11 protein-coding genes are annotated in these 12,628 nt (G+C 30.6%); 7 read left to right on the forward strand and 4 right to left on the reverse strand.

Annotated elements, in window-relative coordinates; translation table 11 throughout:
- Positions 1-201: 201 nt before the first annotated feature.
- From P4S50_RS06080 to P4S50_RS06110, 7 genes are all read left to right on the forward strand, one after another.
- On the forward strand, positions 202-1,605 hold the full coding sequence (locus tag P4S50_RS06080) for an APC family permease (RefSeq protein WP_277733745.1): 1,404 nt from the start codon (positions 202-204) through the stop codon (positions 1,603-1,605).
- Positions 1,606-1,858: 253 nt separating this feature from the next.
- Positions 1,859-2,995, forward strand: a complete 1,137-nt coding sequence (locus P4S50_RS06085) for a glycosyltransferase family 4 protein (RefSeq protein WP_277733746.1) — start codon at positions 1,859-1,861, stop codon at positions 2,993-2,995.
- 37 nt (positions 2,996-3,032) lie between these two features.
- Positions 3,033-3,917, forward strand: a complete 885-nt coding sequence (gene galU / locus P4S50_RS06090; protein ID WP_277734685.1) for a UTP--glucose-1-phosphate uridylyltransferase GalU — start codon at positions 3,033-3,035, stop codon at positions 3,915-3,917.
- A gap of 257 nt (positions 3,918-4,174) precedes the next feature.
- Entirely contained in the window at positions 4,175-5,557 is a 1,383-nt protein-coding gene (locus P4S50_RS06095) for an oxaloacetate decarboxylase subunit alpha (protein WP_277733748.1), read from the forward strand.
- Positions 5,558-5,569: 12 nt separating this feature from the next.
- Positions 5,570-5,857, forward strand: coding sequence for an OadG family protein (locus P4S50_RS06100; RefSeq protein ID WP_277733749.1), 288 nt, complete (start codon positions 5,570-5,572; stop codon positions 5,855-5,857).
- A gap of 26 nt (positions 5,858-5,883) precedes the next feature.
- The gene (locus tag P4S50_RS06105) at positions 5,884-6,249 is read left to right on the forward strand and encodes an acyl-CoA carboxylase biotin carboxyl carrier protein subunit (RefSeq protein WP_277733750.1); all 366 of its coding nucleotides are present in this window, start codon (positions 5,884-5,886) and stop codon (positions 6,247-6,249) included.
- 31 nt (positions 6,250-6,280) lie between these two features.
- Positions 6,281-7,393 carry a sodium ion-translocating decarboxylase subunit beta gene (locus tag P4S50_RS06110; protein ID WP_277733751.1) on the forward strand — a complete coding sequence of 371 codons (1,113 nt, stop codon included), beginning with the start codon at positions 6,281-6,283 and terminating at the stop codon, positions 7,391-7,393.
- A 198-nt stretch (positions 7,394-7,591) separates the two neighbouring features.
- Here the strand turns inward: P4S50_RS06110 and P4S50_RS06115 are convergent, their stop codons facing one another.
- From P4S50_RS06115 to P4S50_RS06130, 4 genes are all read right to left on the reverse strand, one after another.
- A complete protein-coding gene (locus tag P4S50_RS06115) occupies positions 7,592-9,334 on the reverse strand; it encodes an NADH-dependent [FeFe] hydrogenase, group A6 (RefSeq protein ID WP_277733752.1) in 1,743 nt (580 codons plus the stop codon).
- 16 nt (positions 9,335-9,350) lie between these two features.
- A complete protein-coding gene (locus tag P4S50_RS06120; RefSeq protein ID WP_277733754.1) occupies positions 9,351-11,234 on the reverse strand; it encodes an NADH-quinone oxidoreductase subunit NuoF in 1,884 nt (627 codons plus the stop codon).
- A gap of 25 nt (positions 11,235-11,259) precedes the next feature.
- Complete coding sequence (gene nuoE / locus P4S50_RS06125; RefSeq protein WP_277733756.1) at positions 11,260-11,775, reverse strand: NADH-quinone oxidoreductase subunit NuoE; 516 nt, start codon at positions 11,773-11,775, stop codon at positions 11,260-11,262.
- A gap of 162 nt (positions 11,776-11,937) precedes the next feature.
- Entirely contained in the window at positions 11,938-12,627 is a 690-nt protein-coding gene (locus tag P4S50_RS06130; RefSeq protein ID WP_277733758.1) for an LrgB family protein, read from the reverse strand.
- Between the last annotated feature and the right edge of the window lies 1 nt (position 12,628).

The raw sequence follows: 12,628 nt of genomic DNA on the forward strand, positions 1-12,628 counted from the left end.
CATGAATTTTTAAAAAATATTACATAAAAATGTAAAAGTATGATATAATTGTAACGAGCAATTTAATTGGAAAATTAATGTAATAATTTTTCAAAAAAAATCATATAATAAATCAGGTATATTTTTTTGACTCATGAAACAACTTGGATATAAGACATAAGTTGTTTGGTCTAGCACAAATATTTGAAGGGGGAAGTTTAGATGAGTAGCAAATCGAAGGATTTTAATAGAGTATTGTCTAAAAAGGATGTTTTAGCATTGGCTTTCGGAGCTATGATAGGATGGGGATGGATTGTACTTGCAGGAGAATGGATAAAAAAAGCGGGATCATTAGGAGCTGCTATAGCTTTTATACTTGGGGGCATCATGGTTTTGTTTGTAGGATTAACTTATGCAGAATTAACATCGGCAATGCCTGAGTGTGGTGGTGAGCATGTATTTAGCCATAGAGCATTAGGAGAGAATATGTCATTTATATGCACGTGGTCTATTATATTAGGATACATATCAGTTGTGGCATTTGAGGCAGTGGCACTTCCTACTGTAGTAGAATATTTATTTCCTAACTATGTTAGGGGATATATGTATACTGTGATGGGTTATGATGTGAATTTTACATGGGTATTAGTAGGAGTTGTAAGTTCAATTCTTATAACTGCTATAAATTATATAGGTGTAAAGCCGGCAGCTTTTTTACAAGGGGTTTTGACTTTTATAGTTGTTGCTATAGGAATTTTGTTTTTTTTAGGATCTTTAGTTAACGGAGATCCTGTGAATGCAAAACCTTTAATAGTTGATGGACCTAAAGGTATATTGTCTGTTCTTATAATGACACCGTTCATGTTTGTTGGTTTTGATGTTATACCTCAATCTGCGGCAGAAATTAATTTGCCGTTTAAAAAAATTGGAAGAATACTTCTAATGTCAGTAGTTATGGCTATATTTTGGTATGTAATGATTATTTATGCTGTATCTTTAGCACTTAATCAAACTGAATTGAATGCATCTACTATGGTTACAGCAGATTCTATGAAAGCTGTATACTATAATAGTACTTTAGCTGGAAAACTTATGGTAATAGCTGGTATTGGTGGTATATTGACTAGTTGGAATTCATTTTATGTAGGTGGAAGTAGAGCTATTTATGCTATGGCAGATTCAAAAATGCTTCCTAAGTTTTTAGCTCGTGTACATCCAAAGTATAAAACACCGACTAATGCTGTTTTATTAGTAGGAATGTTCTCGTGCATAGCGCCTTTCTTTGGAAGACAAATGCTTAGCTGGCTTGTTAATGCTGGTGGAATTACAATCGTTATGGCATACTTAATTGTAACAATATCATTTTTAGTTTTAAGATATAAAGAGCCAAATATGAAAAGACCATATAAGATTAAGTGTGGTAAGTTAGTAGGAAGTATAGCTGTTTTATTAAGTTTAGGAATGTTAACTTTATACTTACCAGGTGCTCCAGCTGCTCTTAACTGGCCTTATGAGTGGGGAATTATAATAGGATGGTCTCTGATGGGTGCAATATTCTTTGCATGGGCTAAGTTATCTTATGTAGCTAATAAAGAAGATGAAGAAAAGTTACTAAAAGTTAAATAAAACATAGTAAAAATATATATAAATAAATAAATATATCGGCAAAAATATAGCATAGATAGTTTAATATATAAATATGTATGCTATATTTTTACATTAAATTTATAAAGTCCCAATTAAATATTGGGACTTTTTTTGTGTTTGAAAAATCACATTTATAAATTAACTAAATATAATGTATCAAGAAAATTTCAATAAATAATGACTTAAAAAAATATTGAAATTTAACTGAATTTAATAAGGAAAGGAGTATTTTATGAAAATTGCATTTATTTGTACAGAAATGCTTCCTGTTCCTCCTGTTTTAGGAGGAGCTATTCAAATATATATACAAGGTGTATTACCTATTTTATCTAAATATCATGAAATAACAGTTTTTAGTGTAGCAAATGATAAACTTCCTTCTAGAGAGAGCAAGGACAATGTAACTTATATTAGAGTACAAAGAGAAAATGCTGATGATTATATAAATAATGTTAAAAATGAAATTACTGACGAATTTGATTTGATCCATGTGTTTAATAGACCGCGTTGGATATCTATATTAAATGAAGTTGTACCTAATACTGCTTTAAGTCTTAGTCTTCACAATGAAATGCTGTTACCTAAAAAAATTGAACCTGAAATGGCTTTAGAATGTATAGATAGAGTTAAATTTATTACTACTGTAAGTAAATTTGTAGCAGATGAAGTAAAAAGTATATATCCAACTGCTGAAAGTAAATTAAATCCAGTATATTCAGCTGTAGATGGAAATAAAATAAAACCATTTTGGAGTGAAGATGTTGTACAAGATAGAATAAATATGAGAAAAGAATATGGGGTTGAAAATTCAAAGGTTATACTTTATGTAGGTAGACTATCTAAAAACAAAGGACCTCATGTTTTGTTTGAAGCAATGAAAGAAGTGATGAATTCTCATCCGAATGCTGTATTGATGTGTGTAGGAAGTAAATGGTATGGTCTTAATACACCTAGTAACTATACATTGTTATTACAACATATGGCTAAAGAATTAAAAAATCCAGTTATATTTACAGGTTTCTTAACACCAGATGAAATAAGTAAATACTATAATATGGGAGATGTATTTGTATGTACTTCTCAATGGAGAGAGCCACTTGCTAGAGTTCACTATGAAGCAATGGCGGCGGGCCTTCCGATTATAACTACTGCACGTGGTGGAAATGCTGAAGTTATAGAAGAAGGAGTTAATGGATTTGCAATTAAGGAGTATGATGATCCAAAGGCTTTTGAACAATATATTAAATATCTTTTAGATAATGAAGATCTGGCAATTGATATGGGGAAAACAGGAAGGGAATTTGTATTGGAAAAGTATAATTGGGAAATCACTGCAAATAAGCTTTTGAAAATTTTTGAAACTATTTAAAAATCACATAAATATATAATGAAAGGAGGTAGGTCCTATCAATAAAAATATAAAAAAAGCAGTAATACCAGCAGCTGGACTTGGAACTAGATTTTTACCAGCAACTAAGGCTCAGCCAAAAGAAATGCTTCCAATAGTGGATAAGCCAATTCTTCAATATATAATAGAGGAAGCTGTTCAATCTGGAATAGAAGAAATATTAATAATTACAGGTAGAAATAAAAAATCTATAGAAGATCATTTTGATAAATCGGTAGAGCTAGAACTTGAACTTGAAAATAGAGAAAAAAAAGAACTTCTTGAAATAGTAAGAAATATATCAAATATGATTAATATTCACTATATAAGACAAAAAGAACCTAAAGGATTAGGTCATGCTATTTATTGCGCAAAATATTTTATAGGTAATGAACCTTTTGCTGTACTGCTTGGAGATGATATTGTTGATTCTAAAACTCCTTGTTTAAAACAGCTTATAAGTGTTTATCAAAAGTATCAAACTACAATACTTGGAGTTCAAGATGTTCCTAAAGAAGATGTAAATAAATATGGAATAATTAAATCAGAACACATAGATGATAGAATATATAAGGTTGAGGACTTAGTAGAAAAACCAGATATAGATAAGACTCCTTCAAATATAGCTATTTTAGGAAGATATATCATAACTCCTAATATATTTAAAATATTAGAAAATTTACCTCCGGGTAAAGGTAAAGAAATACAGCTTACAGATGGGCTAAAGGAACTTTCTAAAATAGAAGCAATGCACGCTTACAATTTTGAAGGAAGAAGGTATGATGTTGGAGATAAGTTAGGATTTTTAAAAGCAACTGTAGATTTTGCTCTAAAACATGATGAATTAAAAGATGATCTTTTAGATTATTTAAATAAAGTAGTAAAAAATAATATAATAAAATAAAGGTACGAAAAAGCTATGCTTTTTCGTACCTTTTATTTATTTGAAAAAATTTAATTATAACTACTATTAATAATGGAAAAAATAATTAAATACTGTTATTAAAATATGTTAATTATATCTCACTTTATAAAAAAAAAAGAACCCACTGAAACAAATAAAAAAATAAATCATATAGCTTTAAATACCTTTTACAATAACTGTACACAGATAAAACATATTGATACAATTAAGGTAAATCAACGAAATGAGGTGGAATTATGAACGAATTAAAAGTAAATGAGACTGTACTAAGAGATGCTCAGCAGTCACTTATAGCTACCAGGCTTAAAATAGATGAGATAATTCCTGTATTAGAGAATATGGATAAAGTTGGATATAATGCTATAGAGGTTTGGGGAGGAGCAACTTTTGATTCTTGCCTTAGATTTTTAGATGAAGATCCATGGCAAAGATTAAGAGAAATAAGGAAAAAAGTAAAAAATACTAAATTACAAATGCTGCTTAGAGGGCAAAATATACTTGGATATAAGCATTATCCAGATGATATAGTAGAAAAGTTTATAAAAAAATCTATAGAAAATGGAATCGATATAATAAGGGTATTTGATGCTTTAAATGATGTAAGAAACCTTGAAACTTCGATAAGAAGTATAAAAAACGAAAATGCTCACTGTCAATGTGCTATATCTTATACGACAAGCAAAGTCCACACCACTGATTATTATATACAGAAAATAAAAGAGATGGAGAGCTTAGGGGCTGATTCTATATGTATTAAAGATATGGCGGGTATACTTACACCATACAATGCTTATGAACTTATAAAAAATATAAAAGAAAATACTAATTTAGAAATAAACCTCCATACTCACTGCACAAGTGGAGTAGCTTCTATGACGTATATGAAGGCCGTAGAAGCGGGAGTTGATATTATAGATACTTCGATATCTCCATTTTCAATGGGAACATCTCAACCACCTACAGAGTCTATGGCAATAACGTTTAAGGATAGCATTAGAGATCCTAAACTAAATATGAAAGCTTTGGAAGAAATAGCTGAATATTTTAAACCTATAAAGCAAAAATATATAGATGAAAAAATATTAAATACTAAAGTATTAGGAACAGAACCTAAGACTTTGACATATCAGGTTCCAGGAGGAATGCTTTCAAATCTTTTATCTCAGCTTCAAATGCAAAATGCACAGGATAAATATGAAGAGGTTTTAAAAGAAGTTCCAAAGGTAAGAGCCGATTTAGGATATCCTCCTCTTGTAACACCACTTAGTCAGATGGTTGGAACTCAAGCAGTATTTAATGTTTTAACTAAAGAAAGATATAAACTTGTACCAAAGGAAATAAAAGATTATGTAAAAGGATTTTATGGAAGATCACCCGCACCTATAGATGAAGATATAAAAAACAAAATAATAGGAAATGAAAAAATGATAACTGTAAGACCAGCAGATTTATTAAAGGATGGATTTGAAGTCATGAAAGAGGAAATCAAAGATTTAGCCAAATCTGAAGAAGATGTACTTTCTTACTCGCTTTTTCCTCAGGTTACAACAGAGTTTTTGAAAAAAAGAAAAGCTGTAAACTTAGAAGATGAAGTTTGTTATATAGAAGTATATGTATAGGAGGGATAATGTATGGGTATTATAGAAGCTTTAAAAGTAACATTTATAAGTATGTCAGTAGTATTTTTGAGTTTATATATTATTTCTTTAATATTAAATTTATTTAAAGTTGTATTTTATAAAGAAGAGAAAAAAAGTGATTCTCAAATAGCTATCACTAGTATTAAAAATGATGATTTAGTAGATATTAAAAACTTAAAGGATGAAAATGATTTGGTGGCGGCATTGATGGCATCTATTCTTGCAAGTAAAAACAAAGATTCTAAGTTTAGGGTTAAAAGTATTAGAAGAATAGTTTAATATAAGAATATTTAGGAGGCGATATTATGAAAAAATACAAAATAAAATTGAATGATAAAGTGTACGAAGTGGAAGTAGAAGAATTAGAAGAAGATCAAATTGTTGAAAAATCTACACCTAAGATTCAAGATTCTATTCAAAAACAACAACCTGATATACAAAAACAATCTAGTGCAGGTAATGAGAGTATAAAAGCTCCTATGCCAGGAAAAATTGTTTCTTTGCAAGTTAAAGAAGGAGAAACAGTTAAAAAAGGTCAAGTAGTATGCACTCTTGAAGCTATGAAGATGGAAAATGAAATTGTATCACCTAAAGATGGTGAAGTTTCATCAATAAGTATAGCTCAGGGACAAAATGTATCAGCAGAAGATATATTGTTGTTTATAGGATAAGTATTTAATTAGATTTAAAGGCGGTGAACAAATGTTAAATATGCTAAATGAATTTTGGTTATCGACTGGATTTAGCGTTGTGTCATATAAGCAAGTAATTATGATTTTTGTTTCTTTTACATTCTTATATTTAGCTATAAAAAAAGGGTATGAACCTTATTTATTAATACCTATATCATTTGGAATGCTTTTGGTGAATTTACCAAAGACTAATTTAATGAGTGGCGACGGACTTTTACATTATTTATATATGGGAACAAAATTTGGAATATATCCTCCTTTGATATTTTTATGTGTAGGAGCTAGCACGGATTTTGGACCTCTTATAGCAAATCCGAAGAGTATACTTTTAGGAGCTGCAGCACAATTTGGAATTTTCTTTGCTTTTATAGGAGCTATATTACTTGGTTTTAGTGGAGCTCAAGCTGCTGCAATAGGCATAATAGGAGGCGCAGATGGGCCAACTGCTATATATCTTACAAGTAAATTAGCTAAAGATTTATTAGGACCAATAGCTTTAGCTGCTTATTCTTACATGGCTCTTGTTCCTATAATACAGCCACCTATTATAAAGCTTTTAACAACAAAAGAAGAAAGACAAGTAAAAATGGAACAATTAAGACCTGTATCAAAGACAGAAAAAATTGTATTTCCAATAGTAGTAGCGACATTTACAATTCTATTACTTCCATCATCAGCTCCTTTAATAGGTATGCTTATGTTTGGAAATTTAATCAAAGAATCTGATGTGGTTCCAAAGCTTGTAGAAACTGCTCAAAATTCTATGATGTACATAATAACAATAATTTTAGGACTTACAGTTGGTGCAAAAGCAGAAGCTGATATAGTATTATCTGTTCAAACAATGGGTATTATACTTTTGGGGCTTACGGCATTTTCGATTGGAACTGCATCTGGTGTTTTAATGGGAAAATTAATGTATCGAGTAAGTGGTAAAAAAATAAATCCTATGATAGGAGCTGCTGGTGTATCGGCTGTTCCTATGTCTGCAAGAGTTGTTCAAAAGATGGGAGCACAAGAAAATCCTTCTAACTTTCTTTTGATGCATGCCATGGGACCTAATGTAGCAGGAGTTATAGGTTCTGCTGTTGCAGCAGGAATATTACTAAATATATTTAAATAGAAAAATCGCTGATTAAAAATCAGCGATTTTTTTATAACGAATAGGAAATTATATTCCTATTTAAATTTAGGATAAGTATAAATTTCGTTGTGTGGATAACATTGCTAAAAGTACTACAATACCAACTATTTTTAAGCAACAGAGTCTGTTAAAACTCGTTGGCGCCATGAATCAGTGCGTAAGCTACTAGACAAATTTTTATTCTGTAGCTCTCTTATGGTAGTGGGTATGAAGCAGTTTGTGAGCCTTTTCTCCATAAGGTTCGCCTAAAAATTCTTTATATAAACTTTGAACGTATACATTTTCATGAGATTTACGTATTTTTTTTGATCTGTCTTCTTTATATAATCCTTTTGCTCTTTCTGATATTATGTCTAAATTTCCATGATGGTAAGGTTGGCCCCCTCCACCTATACATCCTCCTGGACAGGCCATTATTTCTATAGCATGATAGTTAGATTTGCCAGATTGAATATCTTCAAGTATTTTTCGAGCATTTCCAAGCCCACTTGCAACAGCTACGTTTATATTCATATCATTTATTTTTATACTAGCTTCTTTTATCCCATCCATACCTCTTAATTTAGTAAATTCTACATTATCTAAAGTATCATTTGTAATCCACTCATAAGCTGTACGAAGGGCAGCTTCTAAAACTCCTCCAGTTGTACCGAATATAACTGAAGCTCCGGTAGATTCACCTAATGGATTATCAAAGTCATCATCTTCTAAAGAGTTAAAATCAATTCCAGCTTCTTTTATCATTTTAGCAAATTCTCTTGTGGTTATTACTATGTCTACATCTTTAGCTTTTTCATTAGACAGTTCTGGACGAGCTGCTTCGTATTTTTTTGCAACGCATGGCATTATAGATACTACTACCATGTTTTCAGGATCTATATCCATATTTTTAGCTAAATAAGTTTTAGCTATAGCTCCAAACATTTCGTGTGGAGATTTGCAAGTTGAAGGTATGTCTAATAAATCTGGAAATTGATGTTCAAGGAATTTAACCCATGCAGGACAACAGCTAGTAAGAATAGGAAGATTTTTATTTTCTTCTATTCTGTGAACAAGCTCAGAAGCCTCTTCAATTATTGTCAAATCAGCAGCAAAGTCAGTGTCAAATACTTTATCAAAACCTAAATTTTTAAGTGAACTAACTATTTTACCTGTAACAAGTTCACCAGGATTCATACCAAATTCTTCTCCTAAAGCAACTCTAACAGCAGGTGCTACCTGAACTATAACTGTTTTATTTTTATCTGATAATGCATTCCACACTTTTGGAATATTATTTACCTCTGTTAAAGCTGCTGTAGGACATACTGCAAGACATTGACCGCAGAAGGTACATGAAGTTTCATGCATAGGATTGTAAAAAGCAGGGGATATAGTAGTTTCAAAACCTCTATCAACCCCAGATAGAACATTTACTGTTTGAACATCACTACACATAGTCTCACAGCGTCTACATAAAATACATTTATCTAGGTTTTTTACTATAGAGTAGCTAGATGTATCTATTCCATGGCTTGACGTTTTGCCTTTATATTTGATTTCTGAAATTCCAAGGTCAGCAGCTAAGGATTGAAGCTCGCAATTTGTGTTTTTATCGCAAAGAAGACAATCTTGAGGATGATCAGATAAAAGTAGTTCAACTACAGTACGACGTGCTTTTATAGCTCTTAGTGTATCTGTCCTAATTATCATACCATCTTTTACAAGTGTAGAACATGCTGGGAATAAATTCTTTTTGCCTTCTATTTCAACTACACATACACGACATGAAGCAGATTGGTTAACCATTTTTATATTATGAAGATCTAGATGACATAAAGTAGGTATTTTTATATTTAATCCTTTTGCAGCTTCTAAAATAGTAGTTCCTTTAGGAACAGATATACTTTTATTATTTATAGTTAAATTAACTAAATTCATATTATCACCCCGCTAACTATTTTTTTACTATTGCATTAAATTTACATGAATCCAAACAAGCACCACATTTAAGGCATTTTGTATTGTCTATTACATGCTTTTCTTTTACTTTTCCATTTATAGCATCTGCAGGACAGATTTTAGAACATTTTGTACATCCTATGCATTTATCAGTTATAAAGTAATTCAGTAATGCTTGACATGAACCTGAACTACATTTTTTATATATAACATGATCCTCATATTCGTTCATAAAGTATTTCATTGTACTTAGTACTGGGTTTGGCGATGTTTTTCCAAGACCACATAAAGATGTGTCTTTAATTGTCTCAGCAAGTTCTTTTAAATCATATAAATCTTGTTCACATCCTTTACCTTCTGTAATTTTAGTTAATATTTCATGTAGTCTTTTATTTCCTATACGGCAAGGTGTACATTTTCCGCAAGATTCTTCTACGGTAAATTCAAGGAAAAATTTAGCTATATTAACCATACAATCCGTTTCATCAAGAACAAGCATTCCTCCAGAACCCATCATAGAACCTATTGCATTTAAAGAATCAAAGTCAATAGGAGTATCTAAAAACTTAGAAGGGATACATCCACCAGAAGGACCTCCTGTTTGAACAGCTTTAAACTTTTTACCATTAGGTATTCCTCCACCTATTTCAAATATTATTTCTCGTAAAGTTGTACCCATTGGAACTTCAACAAGACCTACGTTGTTGATTTTTCCTCCAAGTGCAAATACCTTTGTACCTTTAGATTTTTCAGTTCCTATACTGGAGTACCATTTAGAGCCATTTAACATTATAGCAGGTATATTAGCATAAGTTTCTACGTTATTTACACAAGTAGGCTTGCTCCATAAACCTTTTTTAGAAGAACTTACTGTTTTCATTCTAGGTTCTCCACGATTTCCTTCAATAGAGTGTATAAGAGCAGTTGCTTCTCCACATACAAATGCTCCAGCTCCATATTTAAGTTCAATATCAAAGTTAAATCCTGTGCCTAATATATCTTTTCCCAAAAATCCAAATTCTCTAGCTTGATTTATAGCTACTTTAAGTCTATGAATAGCTAGTGGATATTCTGCACGAATATATATATAACCATTATTTGAACCTATTGCATATCCGTTGATTATCATAGCTTCTAAGACGGAGTGGGGATCTCCTTCCAGAACAGATCTATCCATAAAAGCTCCTGGATCACCTTCATCAGCATTACAAATAACATATTTTTCATGAGATGAAGCATTTAAAGTTGATTCCCATTTTAGACCGGTAGGAAAACCTGCGCCTCCTCTTCCTCTAAGGCCTGATTTTTTTATTACATTTATAACATCTTCGTTAGACATAGAAGATAAAGCCTTTCCAAGAGCTATATAACCATTTTCGGCTATGTACTCATTTATATCTTCTGGGTTTATAACACCACAGTTTCTAAGTGCTATTCGAAGTTGTTTTTTATAAAAAGACATATCATCATGTTTTTTAACTTTCTGCTTTATAGTAGGCTCTTCAAATAATAGTCTATCTATAATATTTCCTTTTAATATATGTTCACTTATTATTTCTTCAGCATCATTAGGAGACACATTCACATAAAAAACATTATCAGGAAAAATTTTAACTATAGGGCCTTTAGCACAAAATCCAAAGCATCCAGTCAATGAAACTTTTACTTTATCTAATAGATTATTATTTTTAATGCTAGTTTTAAGATTTTCAATTATTTCATCGCTTTGAGCAGAATGACATCCTGTCCCTCCGCAAACTAAAATTTCTTTTAAATCATTTTCTCTATATTGAAAATTAGTATTATTTCTCATACCCATAAGTGGTTTTAGAGTTTCGTTAAGACTAATTAGTTCTTTGTATGATTTTATTTTATTCATAATTATTTTTCTCCCCCCTTATAAATTATATTGAAGATTGTGCTAATTTTTTATCTTCAACTTCATTATTGTAATTGGAAAGTATTTTTTCAACATCATCCAGTGTGACCTTACCATAAACTTTTTCATTTACAACAACTACAGGCGCTAATCCACATGCACCAACACATCTTAAACCTTCCAACGTGAATTTACCATCAGGAGTAGTTTCTCCGCACTTAATATTGAGTTCTTGCTCGAATTTCTCCATTATTTTATCAGCGCCTTTTACAAAACATACTGTCCCAAGACAAATGTTTATAACGTATTCTCCTCTTGGTTTTGTAGTAAAATAAGAATAGAAACTGACAACACCGAATACTTTTGAAGAAGGTATATTTAACTTTTTACTTATAAATAATTGAACATCTTTTGGAAGATAACCAAAAATATGTTGAGCTGTATGAAGAACTTCTATTAAAGCCCCTTTTTTTTCTTCAAGTGAGTTGATAAAATCTTCTAGTTCGTTGAATTTGTCTTTACTTAAAGATTCCCTTAACATAAGTATAGCCCCCTTAAATATAAAAATAGAAAATTCAGAAAATTTAATTAATTATATTATATCACTATATTCCAAAAAATGTTAATAAAAATGAATAAAAATAATAAAAAATATTATAAAAATACAAAAGCCATATTCTAAAATAAGAATATGGCTCAAATGTTAACCTATAAATTTTATCAGTATAGGAGCTAATAATACAGTTATAATACCTGCAATTCCTATAGAAAGGCTACTCATAGCTCCTTCCGTCTCTCCAAGCTCCATAGCTTTTGTAGTTCCAAGGGCGTGTGATGAGGTTCCTATTGAAACACCTATGGCAACCTTGTCTTTTATTTTGAAAAATTTACATAATGAAGGACCTAAAACAGCTCCTGCGACACCTGTTATAATTATGCAAACTATAGTTATTGAGGGTATACCTCCTATTTGGTTTGATATTTCGATACCTATAGGGGTAGTTATTGATTTTGGAATTAGAGATAAACCTATTTTGGTATTTACATTTAAACATTTGCTTAAAAATATTATACTTGATATAGATGTTAAACATCCTACAAATACACCTATTAAAATAGGAAATAAATTTTTTTTCAAAAGTTCAAACTGTTTATACAATGGAACTGCTAGTATTACTGTAGCTGGGGTTAAGAAGAAAGTAATAAAGTTACCTCCTTTATTATATGCATCAAAATCAATGTCTAGTATTAAAAGAAATGAAATTATAATTATCATGCTTATAAATACAGGATTTAAGATAGAAAGCTTTATTTTTTTATTTATAAGAACACTAATTTCAAAAGCTATTATAGTTATAAGTATTCCGAATATAGGATTATTAACTAAATTCATA

The sequence above is a fragment of the Tepidibacter hydrothermalis genome (assembly GCF_029542625.1).
Lineage (GTDB): Bacteria > Bacillota > Clostridia > Peptostreptococcales > Peptostreptococcaceae > Tepidibacter_A > Tepidibacter_A hydrothermalis.

What these genes read in the sequence shown, in the direction of transcription:
- P4S50_RS06100 (WP_277733749.1), top strand. Translation starts at nt 5,570, where the DNA reads ATGGGTATTATAGAAGCTTTAAAAGTAACATTTATAAGTATGTCAGTA.
- nuoE (WP_277733756.1), bottom strand. Translation starts at nt 11,775, where the DNA reads ATGTTAAGGGAATCTTTAAGTAAAGACAAATTCAACGAACTAGAAGAT.
- P4S50_RS06115 (WP_277733752.1), bottom strand. Translation starts at nt 9,334, where the DNA reads ATGAATTTAGTTAATTTAACTATAAATAATAAAAGTATATCTGTTCCT.
- P4S50_RS06105 (WP_277733750.1), top strand. Translation starts at nt 5,884, where the DNA reads ATGAAAAAATACAAAATAAAATTGAATGATAAAGTGTACGAAGTGGAA.
- P4S50_RS06080 (WP_277733745.1), top strand. Translation starts at nt 202, where the DNA reads ATGAGTAGCAAATCGAAGGATTTTAATAGAGTATTGTCTAAAAAGGAT.
- P4S50_RS06110 (WP_277733751.1), top strand. Translation starts at nt 6,281, where the DNA reads ATGTTAAATATGCTAAATGAATTTTGGTTATCGACTGGATTTAGCGTT.
- P4S50_RS06130 (WP_277733758.1), bottom strand. Translation starts at nt 12,627, where the DNA reads ATGAATTTAGTTAATAATCCTATATTCGGAATACTTATAACTATAATA.
- P4S50_RS06120 (WP_277733754.1), bottom strand. Translation starts at nt 11,234, where the DNA reads ATGAATAAAATAAAATCATACAAAGAACTAATTAGTCTTAACGAAACT.
- P4S50_RS06095 (WP_277733748.1), top strand. Translation starts at nt 4,175, where the DNA reads ATGAACGAATTAAAAGTAAATGAGACTGTACTAAGAGATGCTCAGCAG.
- P4S50_RS06085 (WP_277733746.1), top strand. Translation starts at nt 1,859, where the DNA reads ATGAAAATTGCATTTATTTGTACAGAAATGCTTCCTGTTCCTCCTGTT.